Genomic DNA, 17358 nt, shown 5'->3' with positions numbered 1-17358 from the left:
GTGGCACCCATGCGAACCGCCCGGCTGGCCGGGCACACCCTTGGCGAAAGCCTTGCCCTGCTGGCGAAATCGACCCCGGAGGCGCACGCCAGGTTCCCCACCGCGGGCGACGGGATCACCGCCGCCGAACTGGATCTCGCCGCCACCTCCGCCGCGCACGAGTTCCTCCGCGCCGGGGTGCGCCCCGGCGACGTGGTCGGCGTGCTGGTGCCGACCGCCGCCCGCTTCTTCACCACGATCTTCGGCCTCTGGCGAGCCGGGGCCGCGGTGAGCGTGCTGCCGGTGCAGGCCGGATTCGCGGACGTGCCCAACACCGCGCGGCGGCTGGCCCGCATCGTGACCGCCGCGGGCATGCGCGACCTCGTGCTCGATCCCGGCTACGCCGAACTCGGCGAGGCGCTGCGGGAACTCGGCACCGGCGTGGCGCTGGCGCCGCCGCCGGACCCGCACGGCACCGGCGACGCGCGTTCGCTGCCGGCCGTCGAACCGGACTCGCTGGCCGTCGTGCAGTTCACCTCGGGCAGCACGAGCCTGCCCAAGGGCGTGATGCTGCCGCACGCCACGACCATGGCCGGGCTGCGGGCCTGCGTGGTCTCCGGCGCGTTCAGCCCCGACGACGTGTTCCTCCAGTGGGTGCCGACCTTCCACGACATGGGATTGATCGGGCTCCAGTCGCACTGGCTGAACGGCGCGGACGTGCACGTCTTCGCGCCGACCACCTTCCTGCGGCGCCCGGAAGCGGTGCTGGCGCACTTCGCCGAGCACCGCGGCACGGTGATGACCGGCCCCAACTTCTCCTACGACTACCTCGTCGACCGCGTCCCCGCCGAGCGGCTGGCGGCCATGGACCTCTCCAGCTGGCGGCTGGCCTTCAACGGCGCGGAACCGGTCAGCGCGGCGACCGTCCGCCGGTTCGCCGAAGCCTTCGCGCCCAGCGGCGTGGACCCGTCGGTGATGTACCCGGTGTACGGGATGGCCGAAGCCACCCTGTCGATCAGCTACCCCAGCGCGGGTTCCCTCCCGCGGATCCGCGCGGTGGACCGCCAGGCGCTCAGCGGCGCCGGCCTCGCGCGTCCGGTGCCCGAATCCGCGGCCGCGGCCAAGCCGGTGGTTTCGGTCGGCCGCGCGGTGCACGGCCTCGAGCTGCGGGTGATGCGCGACGACGGCGCCGTCGCCGCCGACGGCGAACTGGGCGAAATCCAGATCGCCGGCGAAGCGGTGACCACCGGCTATTTCCGGGACCCCGAAGCGACCGCCGCGGCGTTCGACTCCGGCTGGTTCCGCACCGGCGACCTCGGCTTCGCATTGGACGGCGAGCTGTACGTCACCGGGCGGCGCAAGGAGATGGTCGTGGTGCACGGCCAGAACTTCTTCCCCGACGACGTCGAGACTGTCGCCCGGACCGTGCCCGGGATCTACCGCGGCCGCTGCGTCGCCTTCGCCGACACCGACGGCGAAGGCGGCGAACGGATCGGCGTGATCGTCGAGACCGCCGAAGACGCCGCCGCGGTCAGCGAGGCGGTCCGCCGGCGGATCGCCGCCGAGGTGGACCTGCCGCGGGTGGCGGTCTACCCCGTCAAACCGCGCTGGATCCCGCGCACCACGAGCGGGAAATGGCAGCGGGTCCTGGCCGCGCGGCTCCTCGCCGAGGGCGCCGGGGGAGCCGCGGGCGCCAAGGACCGGGCCGAAGTTTCCGAGACCGCACCCGACGCGCAAGGAGAACGAGTGTGAACGCCAGGACGACTTCGCGGGCCGGCGTGCCCCTGCTCGCCGACGAGCAGATGCACAGCGCCCGCATCTTCGCCGAATACCAGCACGCCACCTGGGAAATGCACCACATCCCGTGGCAGGAGTTCGATCCGCGGGCGGTGCGGCCCGAGCACGTGGTCTTCGCCAAGGGCGCGATCATCGGCGAGTCCAATGTGGTCGCCGCGACGCACGGGCTGCTCAACGAGTTCGGCGCGGACTACGACTTCTCGCAGTTCGCCTGCATCTGGGGCTACCAGGAAATCCAGCACCACCTCGCGTTCCAGACCTGGCTGCAGCTGGCGGGTCACCGCATCGAGCACCGCACCATCGCGTCGATGCGCGAGGCGTACCCGCCGGGCGTGACCCGGGCGGCGACCTTGGCCACCAATGTGATCTGCGAGGTGCTTGCCACCCACGCCTACAAGTGCGTGGCGCGCAGCATGGAAGAACCGGTGCTGGCGGAGATCCTGCGCAAGGCGAGCGGCGACGAAGCCCGGCACGCGCGGGAATTCGTGTACTACACGGCGCAGCAGCTGGCCGAGCGGCCCGAAGAACTCGCTTCGGTGGTCGAGACCCTCTACATCTACATGGGCACGACCCGCGACCTGTACCGCCACCCGGTGAGCCGCTTCAAGGGCAACCTGCCCGAGCTCGAGGGCCACGAGACCATCGACGAGATGTTCGCCTACTTCGCCGAGGTCGACGAGGACGGCGCGGAGTGGGCGAAGTGCTGCGAGCAGCTGTTCAAGTACTTCTCCGCGATCACCGGGTACAAGCTGACGAAGATGGCCGACGTCCGGCGCGCGATCGCCGAGGAGTCGATCAAGGCCGAGGCGGCCGCGGTATGACCGTCGCGTCGTCTCCGCCGGGGGAGGAGATCGACTTCCCCTGGCACGCCGAACCGTCGTTCAACTGCTTCGGCTGCGGGCCGGGCAACCCGGTCGGCCTCAAACTGCGGATGCGGAAGCTGCCGAACGGCGAATTCGGTGCGGTGACGATGTTTTCGCCCGACTACGCGTCCTATCCGGGGATCGTGCACGGCGGCATCGTGCACGTGCTGCTGGACGAGGTCATGGGCGACACCCTCGCGCTGGTGCACGGCATGCTCGCCTTCTCGGTGAGCCTGAGCAGCCGGATGCTGCTGCCGCTGCGCGTCGGCGTGCCGTACACGACGGCCGCGCGGATCGCCGGACAGGGCAACGGCGTGCTGCACACCGAAGCCGAGATCACCGGACCGGACGGCGAGGCGCACGTGATGGCGCGCGGCACCTTCCAGCCGATCCGCTCCGAACAGGCGAAGGACCTGATGGACCTGGACGAGGCCGCCTTCGGCCGCGTCAGCCACTATTTCGACCACGGAACAGGAGAATCATGAACGCCGACACGATCACCCGCGAGGAGATCGCGGCCGCGACCGCCGAGACCCTCGCCGGGGAGCTGAAGATCCCGGCCTCCGACATCGCCGCCGGCGACGTCCTGCGGGACCTGCCCGGCGCGGACTCGATGAAGATGCTGCGCGTGGTGTCCAAACTGGAACGCCGGTGGGACGTCGAGTTCGAGGACGAGCAGATCTTCGCGGTCAAAACCGTCGACGAACTGGTCGAGCTGGTGCGGAAGGGCATCGGGGCCGAACTGGCGGGGTCATGACCGCGCTGACCCCGCAGCAGGCGCGCGACGCGACGAACCGGCATTACGAGCTGCCGCCGGAGCTGTTCGCGCTCTATCTGGACCAGCGGCTGAAGTACAGCTCCGCGCTGTACGACGCCGAGCACACCGGCCTCGACGAAGCGCAGACGAACAAACTGCACTTCGTCGCGCGGCAACTCGGCCTTCGCGGCGGGGAGCGGCTGCTCGACATCGGCTGCGGCTGGGGAAGCCTGCTGCTGTTCATGGCACAGGAATACGACTGCCGCGTGACCGGCGTGACGCCGTCCGGGCCGCAAGCGGACTTCATCCGGGCGCGCGCGGAGGAAACGGGCGTCTCCGAACTGGTCACGCTGGTGCCCGGGGCGTTCACCGGCGCCGAGGTCTCCGGGCCGTTCGACGCGGTGACCATGCTGGGCTCGATCGTGCACATGCCCGACCGGACCGACGTGCTGCGCAAGGTTCGCGGGCTGCTGCGGCGGAACGGGTCGCTGTACGTGTCGGAAAGCTGTTTCCGCGACCACGAGACCTACCGCGAGTTTTCCCGGCGGCCCGGCACCGTGCACGTCACCGACAGCATTTTCGGCTTCGCCGACATGGTGCCCGCGTCGGTGCTGGTGGAGGCGATGGAGACCGCAGGATTCAGCCTAGCCGGGCTGACCGACCTGACCGCGCACTACCACCGCACGATCGAGCAGTGGGAGGAACGCGTGCACGCGCGGCGCGAGCGAGTCGAAGAGATCGCGCCCGGCATGAGCGAACCGCTGGTCCGGTATCTGCAGACGGCGAACGCGGGCTGGGGCTACACCACCAAGCACTACGCGTTCACCGCGGTCAAATCGCGCATGGGCCCGACGGAGGTGCGATGAACCCGGCCGCGGGGCCCGGCGCCCGTGCGGGACTGCCGCCGGAGGAGATGCGGCGGCTGGCCGGCGTCGCGGTCAGCCGCGCGGGCGCCCGGCAGTGGTCGGCCGACGACCTGGCGTGGGACGCGCTGCGCCCGGAGGAGCTGACCGAGACCGACAGCTCGGTGGTCCGGTTCATCACCTTCATCGAGGACCACATTCCCGGGTACCTGACGTATTTCCTCGAAGCGTTCCCGGTCTCCGGCGGCGACCAGGCGATCGAGGAGTTCTGTTTCAACCGGGAGTACTTCCGGTTCCTGATCTCCTGGGCCAACGACGAGGAACGGCACGCTTCGGTGCTGACCAGGTACCAGATCGAGGCGGGCATCAGCGATCCGGACACGCTGATGCGGGAGCTGGCGCAGGAAGGGCGGAAGAAGTTCGCGCTGCCCTACGAAACGCCGGTGCAGGCCTTCACCTACACGCTGGTGCAGGAGAAGGCGACGCAGCTGTTCTACCAGCGGTTCAAGGCGGTCGCCGCGGAGCCGGTGCTGCGCGATCTGCTGCACCGGCTGGCCCGGGACGAAGCCCGGCACTTCGCGTTCTACACCGAACTCGTCGGCGCCTACGTCGAGCGGCACGGACTCGGCGCGACGGTGGCGGACCTGAAGGACGTGCTGGCCACGTTCCGGATGCCGCTGGCCGACACGCTCAAGGGCTACTGGCGGTGGTCGATGAAGGTCGCCGACGCCACGTCGTACGACCACACCGAGGCCTACGACGCGCTGGTGCGGCTGGTCACCGGCTTCGCCGGCGAGAGCGGCCGGGCCTCCGCCGCGGACCTGACCGAGTTCGTGCACCGGATCCGCGCCATCTGACCAGTCTGACCAGTCTGACCAGGGACGAGACGAGATGAGCACACTGTTCGACCCCCGCGATCCCGCGATGCGCACCGATCCGTACCCGGTGTACCGGAAGCTGCGGGAAACCGATCCCGTGCACCGGTCGGACTTCGGGTTCTGGGTGCTCTCGCGCTACGCCGACGTGGATGCCGTGCTGTCCGCCTCCGGCGTGTCCAGCGAGTTCTACCGGAGCCGGAGCTGGACCGAACGGCGGGGCGGCCCGGACAGCCCGCTGGTGACCAGCGTGCGAAGCTGGATGCTGATGCTGGACGGCCCCGCGCACCGGCGGATCCGCGCGGTGATCGGGAGAGTCTTCACCCGCGCCGCGGTGGACCGCCTCCGCCCGAGGGTGGCGGCGGAGACCGGCCGCCTCCTCGACGCCGTCGGCGAGGGGCCCGCGGACTTGATCGCCGACCTGGCCTTGCCGCTGCCGGTCACGGTCACCTGCGATCTGCTGGGCCTCCCGGCGGAGCACCGGGACCGGTTCCGCCGGTGGACCGAACAGATCAGCCGGGTGATCGACCCGGCGATCACCGCCGGGGACTCGGCGGAGATGAACCGGGCGGAGACGGAGTTCCGCGAGTACGTCGAGGAGGAGCTGGCCCGGCGCCGGGCCGAACCCCGGGAGGACATCCTGTCGCTGCTGGCCCATGCCGAAGTGGACGGCGCACGCCTGAGCGACCACGAGATCGTCGCGAACGTCCTGTTCCTGTTCGTGGCCGGGCACGAGACCACGGTGAACCTGATCGGAAACGGGTTGCTCGCGCTCTTGCGCCACCCGGACCAGCTGGAACTGCTGCGGTCGGATCCGGACTTGATCCCCGGCGCGATGGACGAGCTGACAAGGTACGACGCCCCGGTGCAGATCGTGTCGCGACTGCTGGACGAGCCGGTGAAGCTAGGCGAGGCGGTGTTGCCTGCGGGATCCAAGGCAATGCTGCTGTTCGGTGCGGCGTGCCGCGACCCGGAACGATACCCGGACCCGGACCGGCTGGATGTCACCCGGGGCGCGGTGAAAAATCTGGCGTTCAGCGGCGGCCCGCATTACTGCCTGGGCGCGGCACTGGGGAAGATGGAAGCGGCGACGGTGTTGCGGGAATTGCTGGGGCGGTATCGGGGGATCGGGATGGTGGACGAGGGGGAGTTGCGGTGGCGGGGGAATGTGAGTTTCCGGGGGTTGGAGAGTTTTCCGTTGATGCTTAAGCGGTAGGGGGTGTTCGGCGGGGGGTTCTTTTGAAGCGGCGCGCAACCTCTGGCTGCCCTCGCGTGCTCATTGGCCTGGATGCGCAGCCCCGTCCGGTCGAATCCGGAGAATCCGCGGTACGCGTTCTTCGAGCGGTGGGCGTGGCAGGAGATGCTGCTGGATCCGGACGACGCCGCGGCTGGGCCTCCGTCGAGAACTTCACTGCGGTGCAGCTGTCTCGCGCGGCGGGCGGTCTCGAAGCTCGGCGGAAGCAGTTACGAGGCCTGAAGGCCACGAAGCGGACGTACGTGTTTCGCGGGCGAGTCTGCCTCTACGGGATGCGGTGAACGGCTGGATTGGGGAGCTGTTCGCTCCGAGGACGTCCGGTCGTTGATGGCCCAGCCGGTTGTGGAGCAGGGTACGGGCGGAAATCCGGCCGGACCTGTCCACGTGGCCCAGCGCGTACGTCATGGACCCGTCGGGTGTATCCGGCCGGACCGTCGCGAGGTACAGCGGGTCGCGGCGCAAAGAGGTGACGGTGTTGGGCAGGGGAAGCGCGTGGACGATCTGTTCTGCTGTCGACGGTTGACGGGTCACGAGATCCTCCGCTGCCGCGTTCAGGGGTGTGTCGAGGCACGCGGTTTGGCGGGCGAACTGATGCGACGGAGGAGGTCTTCGGGGCCGCTCACACACGGCTTAATGCTGCGCCTGCGGCGGTCTGATCAGAGCGCTCGGCGGCAGTGTTGTCGCGGCGTTGGCAGGCTCGGCGCGGTGTTGAAGGAGGCGTGGATGGGGTGTGGTCGTGGACGGCGATTCAGCATCACGATCGGCGACCATGTCCCTGACCTTCCGAGGCGAGCCAGATCAGCGACAGTCCATAGTGGAGGCGTTCGGAACGGCCGTCCCTCAGGATCAGTCGAGGTGACCAGGGCCCGGGTGACTCCCTCGAGTCGATGGCGAGCGGGGCCGAGACCGGTACGGTTTCGGCCCCGCGTCAGCGATCTTCCGATTACTACGTCGTAATCGTCGTGCGTGCCTGCGCGCGCGGTCCGCCGCCGCACGTGACCGTGGTGCCCTCGTAAATCAAGCTGGTCGAACAACCTTCGTCATCGGTGACAGTCACCGTGACGGTCCAGTTTCCGGGCTTGGCGTACGTGTGCGAGACGTCGGGCGTGGTAGTCACCAGCCGCTGGCCGTCGCCGAAATCCCAGGCGTACTGGGCTACTGTGCCGTCCGGGTCCGAGGAACCCGCTGCGGTGAAACTGCGGGTTTTGCCGGAGGTGGGTCCGGATTCGGTGAGTGCGGCCTGGGGGCCTTGGTTCGGGGTGAGGAACGCGTTCGAGCCGTCGTGCGAGACCAGGCCGGTGTCGGCGGGCGGGAGGCCGCTGGGGACTGGCTGGCCGTCGGGCTGCAGCACATAGCTGTACACCTGACTGTGCAACGTCGGGTTGTCCACCGCGATCGCCTGGATGACGAACAGGTACTTGCCGTCCGCGCTGAGTGTGACCCGGCCCGGCATGACCGGCATCTGGTACGGCGAGCCGGGCAGTGGCGTCAGCTGGCCGGCGGTGCCGATGCTCCAGCCGGTTACCGTGTTGGCGGTGGTGTTGGGCACGTAGAGCCGGTGCGAGTCTGGCGTGATGACGGCGCCGTGCGTGGTTCCGCCGCTGGGGTACGGCGATCCGGGGACCGACGTCAGCGAGCCGTCCCGGCCGACGGCATAGGCCGAGAGATCACCGCTGCCTTCGTTGCTGACATAGAGGTATTTCCCGTCCGGCGTGAATGCGGGGATGACTGGCTTGTTGCCTGCCGCCACTGGTGCGCCGATCTGGGTCAGCGTCGCGTCAGGGGAGATCGCGAAGGACGTCACGGTGTTCGCGAGGTAGTTCGTGACGATGAGGTGGCTGGCGTCCGGCGAGATCGCGACCTGGCTGATCGCACTGTCGATCGGTGCGTCGGCTGCGGCCGTTCGGCTGAGTGTTCCGGACGGGGAGATCGCATACGAGCGCACTGATCCGCCTCCGAGCGTCACGAACAGGCGTGCTCCGTCCGGGGTGATGGCGGCTCCGACGACAGGCAGTCCCACCAGGACGGTGCCGCCTTCGAACCGGCTCAGCGCGCCGTTCGAGCCGATGCGGTAGCCGATGATGGTGCCTGACCCGCTGTCGACGGAGTAGACCTTCCGCGCGTCGGGCGTGATCGCCATGCCCAGTGAACCGAGGCCTCCGGCGAACGGGGATCCAGGGACGGTGGTCATCGCGCTGTCCCGGGTCACGCTGACCGAGCTGATGCCGGGCGAGGCGAATCCGCCGACGAGGAGGTAATGGTGCAACGGAAGCGGGGTGTCCGCGCTCGACGGTGCGGACGACATCGCCAGCATCAGTGCCGAGGTCACCGCGATGCATCCGGCGGTTCGCCGGTTCCTTCTCCGTCCAGTCCGGCCGGACCGGACGGAGAAGGTGTGTTCAGGTTCTGCCTGCTGACCGTTGCCCGTCACCATCGCTCGTTTCCTTCCGCCAGACGAGAATTGCCCGCAACGGCAAATCTAGGGCGGTCGAGGGAGCCTGACTGTCCAGCTTCTCGGACAGTCAGACGGTCTGTGCAGCGGAGCCGGACTGGGCCGGTGTCGTTTTCGTGCTCAACCGGGGGAGTTCCCGCAGCAGCAACCCGGCCACAACGGAAATCAGTGCGGCACCGCCGTTGTAGATCGCGACAGTCGTCCAGCTTCCGCTCGATTTGAACAGCGCGGCCGAGATCAGCGGGGCGAACGAGCCGCCGATCACCGCGCCGAGACCGTAGGACACGGCCAGCCCGCTGTAGCGGATCGACGGCGGGAAAGACAGCGCGAAGAATGTCGGCTCCGCGGCGGAGTTCGCGCTGACCGCCATGAACAGCAGCACGAAACCGGCCACCATCGGCAGGTAGCTGCCGCTGCCGAGCAGCGGGTAGAACGCGAACGGCAGCAGCACCAGGGCGATCGCCGACACGACGAACACCTGCTTGCGCCCGAACCGGTCCGCCAGCAAACCGAACAGCGGTGTGGTGACCATGTACATCGCGGTCACGATCAGCAGCATCGAGAGCAGCGTGCTCTTCGGCTCGTGCAGCACCGAGGTGCCGTAGGTCAGCGAATACACCGTCACCACATAGAAATTCACGTGCGTGCCGAGGCAGCACAGCATCACCAGGAGCATCGGACGCCAGCCGCGCTTGATCGCGTCCGCCAGCGGGACCCGTTTCACCGCCCGGGCGTTTTCCACGCGGACGAACTCGGGGCTTTCGTCGAGCTTGACCCGGATGTACAGGCCGACCAGGACCAGCACCGCGCTCAGCAGGAACGGGACGCGCCAGCCCCAGGTGAGGAAGGCGTCGCCGGGCAGTTCGTTCAACACCAGGAAGAGCAGGTTCGCCAGGAGCAGGCCCCAGCCGGCGCCCGAGTTGACGAACGCGCCGGCCAGGCCGCGGCGTTTGTCGGCCGAGCTTTCCACGCTCATCACGAAACCGCCGGCCTGTTCGCCGCCGAGGGCGAGGCCTTGGATCAACCGGCAGAGGACGAGCAGGATCGGCGCGGCGATGCCGATCGTGCGGTAGGTCGGCAGCAGGCCGATCGCGAAGGTGCCCACGCCCATCAGCATCATGGTCAGGAACAGGACGCGTTTGCGGCCGACGCGGTCGCCGAGGTTGCCGAAGACCGCCGCGCCGATCGGGCGCATCACGAAGGCGATCGCGAAGGTGGACAGCGACAACAGGACGCCGGCCGCGGGGTCGACCTGCGGGAAGAACAGCTTGCCGAAGACCAACGAGGCGGCGACCCCGTAGACGAGGAAGTCGTAGTACTCGACGGTCGTGCCGACCATGCTCGCCACGACGGCGCGGCGGCCTGACCTGGCGCGGGCGGCGGGTTCCGGTGCGGACGGGGATTTCGGCGTCGTCATTGAACGCCCCTCTCCGAATGGGGTGCGGCGGACCGGGGAAGGTGATCGAGATAAAGCCCCGAGCGGGGTCGCCGTAGCGTAAGCAGGCCGTTCGGGGTAATCAATTCGGAGTTCCCGAAGTGCTGCTTCGGGTTTGCGAAATAGGTTTCCGCCCCGCGCGCGCGTAGCGTCGCGAGGATGGAAGACACGCATTCCGGACCGCTCGCCGGGGTACGGATCGTCGAACTGGGCGGGGTCGGCCCGACGCCGTTCGCCTGCATGCTGCTGGCCGACCTCGGGGCCGAGGTGCTGCGGATCGAGCGCCCGCCCGGCTACGACGGCGGCGCGCCGATCGAACCGCGCTTCGAGCTGATGAACCGCGGACGCCGCGGCGTACCGCTGGACCTCAAGACTCCGGCCGCGGTCGCTGCCGTGCTGCGGATGGTCGAACAGGCCGACGCGCTGGTCGAGGGGTTCCGTCCCGGCGTCGCGGAGAAGCTGGGACTCGGGCCGGACGACTGCTTGGCCGCGAACCCGGCGCTGGTGTACGGCCGGATGACTGGCTGGGGCCAGGACGGGCCGCTGGCCAAAGCGGCGGGCCACGACGTCAACTACGTGTCGCTGACCGGTGTCGTGCACTCGATCGGCGAGGCGGGAGGCCCGCCGGTGATCCCCCTGAACCTCGTGGGCGACTTCGGCGGCGGCTCGCTCTACCTCGCCCTCGGCGTGGTGTCCGCGCTGCTGGAGAGCCGCACGTCCGGCAAGGGGCAGGTGGTGGACGCGGCGATGGTCGACGGTTCGGCGTCGCTGATGACCGCGTTCTACGGCTTCCGCGCGGCGGGCTACTGGACCGACGAACGCGGCACGAACCGGCTCGATTCCGGCGCGCCCTGGTACCAGGTCTACGAGACCGCCGACGGCGGCTGGATCAGCCTCGCCGCGAACGAGACCCGGTTCTGGCGCAACACCCTCCGGATGCTCGGCTTCACCGCGGACGAACTGCCTGGTCAGCACGACCGGGAGCACTGGCCGGAGATGAAAAAGCGCTTCGCCGAGGTGTTCCGGACGAAGACGCGCGACGAATGGTGCGCGCTCGCCGAAGGACAGGATGTCTGCCTCGCGCCGGTGCTGTCGATGGCCGAGGCTCCGCAGCATCCGCACCTGCGGGCGCGCGGGACGTTTGTCGAGGTCGACGGCGTCGTGCAGCCCGCTCCGGCGCCGCGGTTCAGCCGTACGCCGGGAGCGATCCAGCGGCCGCCGGCCGCGCCGGGGGAGCACGCGGACGAGGTGCTCGCCGACTGGGGGTTCTCCGCCGCCGAAGCGGCGACGTTGCTGGGCTGAGTTCGGAAACCCCGAATCCGGCCTTCGGGAATCGTCAATTGGCTTTGCGGTCCGGCCGCATTAACCTGATGGAAACCGCGATGGGAGTACGAGAAAATGTGCGCGAATTTCCTCAATGAATCGCAGGCGGAATGGCTGAAGACTGTCAACGACTTCATGGACAACGAAATCACCGTCGAGTACGTGCGCAAGTGCGATTTCGAACGGCAGTACCCGTACGAGGCGTATGCCAAGATCGCGAAGCAGGGCTGGCTCGGCATCCTGATCCCGGAATCCGAGGGCGGCTCCGGCGGGGACATCTTCGACTACTCCCTGATGGCCGAGGGGCTCGGCAAGTTCGGCTTCGACTTCGCCTGCTCGGTGCTGGTGCCGACGTTCACCGCGATGAACATCATCAAGTACGGCACCGCGGAGCAGAAGGCGCGTTACGTCAAGCCGTTCATCGACGGCGAGATCCGGTTCTCCGTGTCGATTTCCGAGCCGGACGCCGGTTCGGACGCGGCCAACACCAAGACCCACGCGCGCCAGGACGAGAACGGCGACTGGATCGTCAGCGGCTCGAAGCTGTGGTGCAGCGGCGCGGCGGCGAAGGACACCGTCATCGCGATGCTGGTCCGCACCGACAAGAACGACAAGCACAACGGCCTGTCCGTGCTGCTGATCCCGAATGACACCCCGGGGCTGGACATCCGCAAGCTGCCGACGCTGTCCCGGCACGCCACCGGCACGACCGAGATCTTCCTCGACGAGGTCCGGGTGCCCGCGGACGCGCTGCTCGGCGAGGTCGGCCAGGGCTGGAAGATCATCACCGAACACCTCGAGCTGGAACGCTGCGCGGTCGCCGCGGCCTACGTCGGCAACGCGCAGGAGGCGGTGCACAACGCCAACCGGTACGCCCACCAGCGCACCCAGTTCGGCAAGCCGATCCGCGATTTCCAGGTGCTCAAGCACATGCTGGCGGAGAACCAGACGCGCGTCGACGCCGCCCGGCTGCTTTGCTACCGCGCCGCGCAGATGAAGGCGGACAACCTGCCGGCCGCCCGCGAGACGTCGATGGCCAAGCTGTACGGCTCGGAAACCCTCAAGCAGTGCGCGCTCGACGGCATGCAGATCCTGGGCGGCTACGCGAACCTGCCCGAGGGCGACATGGAGCGCTACCTGCGCGAAAGCATCCAGTCGACGATCGGCGGCGGCACCTCGCAGATCCAGCGCACGATCATCGCCAAGTCGATGCGCCTGCCCGCCTGACCCGCTCGTTTTCCTGAGGAGAGAAGATCAATGGGGATCAACAACCGCATCGACATGCCCTACGACGAGCTGGAGGTCGGACAGACCTTCCGCACCGGCGGGCGGACGATCACCGAGGCCGACGTCGTCAACTACTGCGCGCTCACCGGCAACTGGATCGAGATCCACTCCAACAAGCACTACGCCGAGCAGACCCGGTTCGGGAAGCGGCTGGTGCAGGGCTCGCTGACGTACTCGATCATGACCGGGCTGATCCAGTTCGGCCCGTCGATCCAGGCGAACTACGGGATCGACAACCTCCGCTACCTCAAGCCGGTCGCGATCGACGACACGATCTACGTGACCGCCGAGGTCGCCGCGAAGAAGGAAAAGGACGAGAAGTACGGCGTCACCACGTTCCTGATGAAGGCGCTCAACCAGGACGGTTACGTGGTGCAGCGCAGCGAGTGGAGCCTGTTGATGCTGCGCCGCCGGGAGGATCTCGAAGCACTGCTCGCGGCCTCGCTGCCGACGGAGAAGCAGCCGGAGCGGAAGTGAGCGCCGGGGAACCGGTCGCCGCGATCGTCGGGATGGGCGACGCGTACGCGTCGAAAGCCGACCGGAAAGATCCGTTGCAGCTGGCCACCGAAGCGACGATGGCCGCGCTGGCCGACGCCGGCATCGGCAAGCACCAGGTCGACGCGGTGTTCACCGGGCGCTCGCCGTGGGCGGACAAGCGGTCCCAGTGGAGCAACATCTTCATCTCGCACCTGCAGATGCCGGTGACGCTGAACAGCGAGATCACCCTGCACGGCGCCGGGCTGACGTCGACCATCGCGGTCGCGTCGCAGATGATCGCGGCCGGTGCGGCGGAATACGTGCTGTGCGTGCAGAGCGACGCGACCGAGTTGTTCGTGGACGCAGTGGCGATGGGCTCCGAAGCCGATTCGGACCCGCAGTACGAGGTGCCCTACGGCCCCACCATCCCGTCGCTGTACGCGCAGGCCGCGTGCCGGTACTTCTACGAATACGGAATGACCGAAGAAGATCTCGCCGAAGTCGCCATCGCCAATCAGCGATGGGGCGCGCAGCATCCGCACGCGGCGAAGCGCAAACACGGCGAGATCGACCGCGAGAAGGTGCTTTCGTCGCCGTACGTCGCCACGCCGCTGCGCCGGTGGATGTGCTCCACCTGGGGCGGCGGCACCGGCGGCGCGCTGGTGGTGACCTCGCCCGAGCGCGCGAAGGAAGCGCGCGACCCGGTCTGGGTGCGCGGCTACGGTTCGGCGACCACGCACGAGTACCTCACCGACCGGATGAACATGCGCTCGGGCCGGTTCGCCGGGCTGGGCGAGTTCCCGAACCTGACGCACACCGCGACCGTGGAGGCCGCCCGTCAGGCATTCACCCGGTCCGGGCTGACTCCGTCCGATGTGGACATGCTGCAGCTGTCGGTGAACTTCGCGCACATGGGTCCGATCATCATGGAGGACCTGGGTTTCGCGAAGAAGGGCCACGGCATCGACGTGTACCGCGAGGGCCGCACCGGCGTCGACGGCGACCTGCCGACCGACACCAACGGCGGCTGGCTTTCCTTTGGGCAGCCGGGGATATCGTGCAATATGGACAGTCTGGTCGAGGCTGTCCGGCAGTTGCGCGGGACCGCGCTGGGGCTGACGCCGAAGCGGAAACCGCGCACGGTGCTGGTGCAAGGCGCGGGCGGGATGCTCGCCGCGGCGGGCGTGATGGTGTTGTCCGGCAACGACGCTGGGAGGCCGTGATGAGCGAGGACTGGCCGCAGCCCTACCGGCTGCCCGACGCCGAACCGTACTGGTCGGCGCTCGACGAGGAACGGCTCACGTATCAGCGCTGCGGCGCGTGCAGCGAGGTCGTGTGGCCCGCGCACTCCTACTGTCCGCATTGTTCGGCGCGCTCGCTGGCTTGGGAACAGTCGGCGGGGCGCGGCACGGTGTGGTCCTACAGCACGGTCATGCGCGGCCCGACGCCGACATGGGCAGCGATCGTGCCCTACACGGTCGGGTTCGTCGAACTGGCCGAGGGCTACCAGTTGTTCACGCAGATCGAGGCGGAACCGGACGCGATCGGGATCGGCATGCCGGTCGAGGTCCGGTTCGTGCGGCGCGGGGAGCAGACGCTCCCGGTGTTCGCCCCGGCAGCGGAGGGATGACATGGCCGGACCGCTCGACGGAGTGCGGATCCTGGACCTGACCTCGAACTTCATGGGTCCGTACGCGTCCCTGCTGCTCGCGGACCTCGGCGCCGACGTCGCGAAGGTGGAGTCTCCGCAAGGGGACACCACCCGCGGCGTCGGCCCGCGGCGCAATCCCGGGATGGCCGCGATCTTCCTGCACCTCAACCGGAACAAGCGCAGCCTGGTGCTCGACCTGAAGCATCCGGACGGCCGGGCCGCCCTGGTCCGGATGCTGCGCTCGGCGGACGTGCTGCTGCACAGCCTGCGCCCGGCGGCGATGGAGCGGCTCGGACTGTCCTATGCGGACGTCCGGGAGATCAACCCGCGGCTGGTGTACTGCGGCTGTTTCGGGTTCGGCCAGAACGGCCCGTACGCGGGCAAACCCGCCTATGACGACCTGATCCAGGCCGCGGTCGGGATGCCGGTGTTGCAAAGCCGCAGGCAGGGCGAACCGGAGTACGTCGCCGCCGCGATCGCGGACCGGGTAGTGGGGATGGCCGCCTCGAACGCGGTGACCGCGGCCTTGTTCCATCGCGAGCGCACCGGGCGCGGGCAGGAGGTGCAGGTGCCGATGTTCGAGACGTTCGCGCATTTCGCGATGGGCGACCACCTCTACGGGCACACCTTCGTGCCGCCGATCGGGGACTGGGGCTACGCGCGGATGATGAACTCCGACCGCCGTCCTTACCGGACCCTCGACGGCTACCTGGGCGTCAACATCTACACCGACCGGCACTGGCAGCGGTTCTTCGCCGCGGTCGGCCGGGCGGATCTCGCCGCGGATCCGCGGTTCGCCGACATCCACGGGCGGACCGAGCACATCGGCGAGCTGTACGCGTTCCTGGCGGAGGTTTTCGCGAGCCGCTCCACCGAGGACTGGCTGAAGGTGCTCACCGAAGCGGACATCCCGGCGATCCGGATGAACACGCCGGAGACGCTGCTGAGCGATCCGCACATGAGCGAGGTCGGCTTCTTCGCGGAACAGGACCACCCGTCGGAGGGGCGGCTGCGCACCATCGGCATCCCGCAGCAGTGGAGCGAAAGCGCTCCCGAGCTGCGGTATCCCGCGCCCCGGCTGGGCGAGCATTCGGCGGAGCTGCTGAGGGAGTTCGGATTCGGCGAGGACGAGGTCGGCGCGCTGCTCGCGGCGGGCGCGGCCGGGATTGGAGTGCGTGATGACGCGTGAACTGCCCCTGACGGGCATCGTCGTGGTGGAGCTGAGCGACAGCGCGTCCGCGCCGTTCGCCGGCAAGATCCTCGCCGAACTGGGCGCCGAGGTGTGGAAGGTGGAACGGCCGACCGGCGACTCCGCGCGCGGCTGGGGACCGAGCGAGTGGAAGGGCGACGGAGCCGCGTTCCACGCGCTCAACCGCGGCCGCCGCTACCTCAGCCTGGACATCAAGGACCGCGAGCAGCTCGCCACGCTGCACCGGCTCATCGCCGAGCGGGCCGACGTGTTCCTGCACAACCTGCGGCCCGGCACCGCCGCGAAGTACGGCCTCGACGCGGACAACCTGCGGGTGACCAAACCGGAGCTGGTGCACTGCGAGATCGGCGCGTTCGGCAAGGCGGGCCCCCTGCGCGAACTGCCCGGCTACGACCCGCTGATGCAGGCGTTCTCCGGCATCATGGACATCACCGGCGAACACGACGGGGGCCCGGTGCGCGCCGGCGTGTCCATTGTGGACTTCGGAACCGGGATGTGGGCGGTGATCGGCATCCTCGCGGCGCTGAACCGGCGGCACGTGAAACACACCGGAGCCGCCGTGGACGCGTCGCTGCTGGAGACGGCGATCGCGTGGAACTGCGTCGGCATCGCCGGATACCAGGCCGACGGCTATCCCGGCAGCAGGCACGGCTCCGGCGTGGCGTTCATCGTTCCGCACCGCGCGTTCCCGGCTTCGGACGGTGCGCTGATCATCAGCTGCGCCAACGACGCGTTGTTCGCCCGGCTGTCGGAGGCCCTCGGCCATCCGGAATGGGCGGCCGACCCGCGATTCGCGACCAATGCCGCACGGCTGGACAACCGCGCCGAAATCGACCGGCTGATCGGCGAGCGGATCGCGACCGGCACCCGCGCGCAGTGGCAGGACCGGTTGCAGGCGGCCGGGATTCCGTGTGCGCCGGTGCAGACGACCCCGGAGCTGGTCGGCCACGAGCAGACCCGCGAACTCGGCATCATCGGCACGGCCGACGAGGGCGAGATCGGCGTCGTCGGGCTGCCCTTGTCCTTCGACGGCAGGCGTCCGCCGCCGCTGCCCGCGGTCCGCCCGATCGGCGCGGACAACGACCTGCTCGGCTCGGTGCTGCCGACCCGGGCCTGACCCCGTCCCCGGACAGA

General features: G+C 68.9%; 17 protein-coding genes. 15 read left to right on the top strand and 2 right to left on the bottom strand.

Annotated elements, in window-relative coordinates:
• The first annotated feature begins 9 nt into the window (after positions 1-9).
• From F9C12_RS04985 to F9C12_RS04950, 8 genes are all read left to right on the top strand, one after another.
• Positions 10-1731: an AMP-binding protein gene (locus tag F9C12_RS04985; protein WP_409464946.1), complete on the top strand. Its 1722-nt coding sequence runs from the start codon at positions 10-12 to the stop codon at positions 1729-1731.
• Positions 1728-2597, top strand: a complete 870-nt coding sequence (locus tag F9C12_RS04980; RefSeq protein ID WP_409180779.1) for a ferritin-like domain-containing protein — start codon at positions 1728-1730, stop codon at positions 2595-2597. Before F9C12_RS04985 ends, F9C12_RS04980 begins: the two co-directional genes overlap by 4 nt.
• The gene (locus F9C12_RS04975) at positions 2594-3124 is read left to right on the top strand and encodes a PaaI family thioesterase (RefSeq protein ID WP_409464945.1); all 531 of its coding nucleotides are present in this window, start codon (positions 2594-2596) and stop codon (positions 3122-3124) included. The genes F9C12_RS04980 and F9C12_RS04975 overlap by 4 nt, the downstream gene beginning before the upstream one ends.
• Complete coding sequence (locus F9C12_RS04970; protein ID WP_409180777.1) at positions 3121-3396, top strand: acyl carrier protein; 276 nt, start codon at positions 3121-3123, stop codon at positions 3394-3396. Before F9C12_RS04975 ends, F9C12_RS04970 begins: the two co-directional genes overlap by 4 nt.
• Entirely contained in the window at positions 3393-4262 is an 870-nt protein-coding gene (locus F9C12_RS04965; RefSeq protein WP_409180776.1) for an SAM-dependent methyltransferase, read from the top strand. The genes F9C12_RS04970 and F9C12_RS04965 overlap by 4 nt, the downstream gene beginning before the upstream one ends.
• Positions 4259-5116: an acyl-ACP desaturase gene (locus tag F9C12_RS04960; RefSeq protein ID WP_409180775.1), complete on the top strand. Its 858-nt coding sequence runs from the start codon at positions 4259-4261 to the stop codon at positions 5114-5116. Before F9C12_RS04965 ends, F9C12_RS04960 begins: the two co-directional genes overlap by 4 nt.
• Positions 5117-5150: 34 nt before the next feature.
• Complete coding sequence (locus tag F9C12_RS04955) at positions 5151-6350, top strand: cytochrome P450 (RefSeq protein WP_409464944.1); 1200 nt, start codon at positions 5151-5153, stop codon at positions 6348-6350.
• A gap of 72 nt (positions 6351-6422) precedes the next feature.
• Positions 6423-6611, top strand: coding sequence for a hypothetical protein (locus F9C12_RS04950; protein ID WP_409464943.1), 189 nt, complete (start codon positions 6423-6425; stop codon positions 6609-6611).
• A gap of 724 nt (positions 6612-7335) precedes the next feature.
• Here F9C12_RS04950 and F9C12_RS04945 read toward each other — a convergent pair.
• Together F9C12_RS04945 and F9C12_RS04940 are read right to left on the bottom strand one after the other, a co-directional pair.
• On the bottom strand, positions 7336-8718 hold the full coding sequence (locus tag F9C12_RS04945; protein ID WP_409464942.1) for a PKD domain-containing protein: 1383 nt from the start codon (positions 8716-8718) through the stop codon (positions 7336-7338).
• A gap of 193 nt (positions 8719-8911) precedes the next feature.
• Positions 8912-10258, bottom strand: coding sequence for an MFS transporter (locus F9C12_RS04940; RefSeq protein ID WP_409180771.1), 1347 nt, complete (start codon positions 10256-10258; stop codon positions 8912-8914).
• Positions 10259-10435: 177 nt separating this feature from the next.
• On the opposite strand from F9C12_RS04940, the gene F9C12_RS04935 reads away from it, so the two are divergent.
• The 7 genes from F9C12_RS04935 (at position 10436) to F9C12_RS04905 (ending at position 17341) form a co-directional block, all read left to right on the top strand.
• Entirely contained in the window at positions 10436-11578 is a 1143-nt protein-coding gene (locus F9C12_RS04935) for a CaiB/BaiF CoA transferase family protein (protein ID WP_409464941.1), read from the top strand.
• A 96-nt stretch (positions 11579-11674) separates the two neighbouring features.
• Complete coding sequence (locus tag F9C12_RS04930) at positions 11675-12826, top strand: acyl-CoA dehydrogenase family protein (protein ID WP_409464940.1); 1152 nt, start codon at positions 11675-11677, stop codon at positions 12824-12826.
• Positions 12827-12856: 30 nt separating this feature from the next.
• Positions 12857-13363, top strand: coding sequence for a MaoC/PaaZ C-terminal domain-containing protein (locus tag F9C12_RS04925; protein ID WP_409464939.1), 507 nt, complete (start codon positions 12857-12859; stop codon positions 13361-13363).
• Positions 13360-14586 carry a thiolase family protein gene (locus tag F9C12_RS04920; protein WP_409464938.1) on the top strand — a complete coding sequence of 409 codons (1227 nt, stop codon included), beginning with the start codon at positions 13360-13362 and terminating at the stop codon, positions 14584-14586. The genes F9C12_RS04925 and F9C12_RS04920 overlap by 4 nt, the downstream gene beginning before the upstream one ends.
• Entirely contained in the window at positions 14586-14993 is a 408-nt protein-coding gene (locus F9C12_RS04915; RefSeq protein WP_409464937.1) for a Zn-ribbon domain-containing OB-fold protein, read from the top strand. The genes F9C12_RS04920 and F9C12_RS04915 overlap by 1 nt, the downstream gene beginning before the upstream one ends.
• 1 nt (position 14994) lies before the next feature.
• Positions 14995-16203, top strand: coding sequence for a CaiB/BaiF CoA transferase family protein (locus F9C12_RS04910; RefSeq protein WP_409464936.1), 1209 nt, complete (start codon positions 14995-14997; stop codon positions 16201-16203).
• Positions 16193-17341 (top strand): CaiB/BaiF CoA transferase family protein, encoded by a 1149-nt coding sequence (locus F9C12_RS04905; RefSeq protein ID WP_409464935.1) that lies wholly within the window; start codon positions 16193-16195, stop codon positions 17339-17341. Before F9C12_RS04910 ends, F9C12_RS04905 begins: the two co-directional genes overlap by 11 nt.
• Positions 17342-17358: the final 17 nt, after the last annotated feature.

This window comes from Amycolatopsis sp. GA6-003, from assembly GCF_046267895.1.
Classification (GTDB): domain Bacteria; phylum Actinomycetota; class Actinomycetes; order Mycobacteriales; family Pseudonocardiaceae; genus Amycolatopsis.
The sequence above is the reverse complement of the archived record's forward strand: the minus strand, read 5'-3'. Positions and strand labels throughout refer to the sequence as shown.

Bases quoted from the DNA above. Each gene is read 5' to 3' on its own strand.
- F9C12_RS04955 (WP_409464944.1), top strand. From the start codon at position 5,151: ATGAGCACACTGTTCGACCCCCGCGATCCCGCGATGCGCACCGATCCG.
- F9C12_RS04970 (WP_409180777.1), top strand. From the start codon at position 3,121: ATGAACGCCGACACGATCACCCGCGAGGAGATCGCGGCCGCGACCGCC.
- F9C12_RS04915 (WP_409464937.1), top strand. From the start codon at position 14,586: ATGAGCGAGGACTGGCCGCAGCCCTACCGGCTGCCCGACGCCGAACCG.
- F9C12_RS04965 (WP_409180776.1), top strand. From the start codon at position 3,393: ATGACCGCGCTGACCCCGCAGCAGGCGCGCGACGCGACGAACCGGCAT.
- F9C12_RS04905 (WP_409464935.1), top strand. From the start codon at position 16,193: ATGACGCGTGAACTGCCCCTGACGGGCATCGTCGTGGTGGAGCTGAGC.
- F9C12_RS04960 (WP_409180775.1), top strand. From the start codon at position 4,259: ATGAACCCGGCCGCGGGGCCCGGCGCCCGTGCGGGACTGCCGCCGGAG.
- F9C12_RS04925 (WP_409464939.1), top strand. From the start codon at position 12,857: ATGGGGATCAACAACCGCATCGACATGCCCTACGACGAGCTGGAGGTC.
- F9C12_RS04985 (WP_409464946.1), top strand. From the start codon at position 10: ATGCGAACCGCCCGGCTGGCCGGGCACACCCTTGGCGAAAGCCTTGCC.
- F9C12_RS04910 (WP_409464936.1), top strand. From the start codon at position 14,995: ATGGCCGGACCGCTCGACGGAGTGCGGATCCTGGACCTGACCTCGAAC.
- F9C12_RS04940 (WP_409180771.1), bottom strand. From the start codon at position 10,258: ATGACGACGCCGAAATCCCCGTCCGCACCGGAACCCGCCGCCCGCGCC.
- F9C12_RS04950 (WP_409464943.1), top strand. From the start codon at position 6,423: ATGCGCAGCCCCGTCCGGTCGAATCCGGAGAATCCGCGGTACGCGTTC.
- F9C12_RS04930 (WP_409464940.1), top strand. From the start codon at position 11,675: ATGTGCGCGAATTTCCTCAATGAATCGCAGGCGGAATGGCTGAAGACT.
- F9C12_RS04935 (WP_409464941.1), top strand. From the start codon at position 10,436: ATGGAAGACACGCATTCCGGACCGCTCGCCGGGGTACGGATCGTCGAA.
- F9C12_RS04975 (WP_409464945.1), top strand. From the start codon at position 2,594: ATGACCGTCGCGTCGTCTCCGCCGGGGGAGGAGATCGACTTCCCCTGG.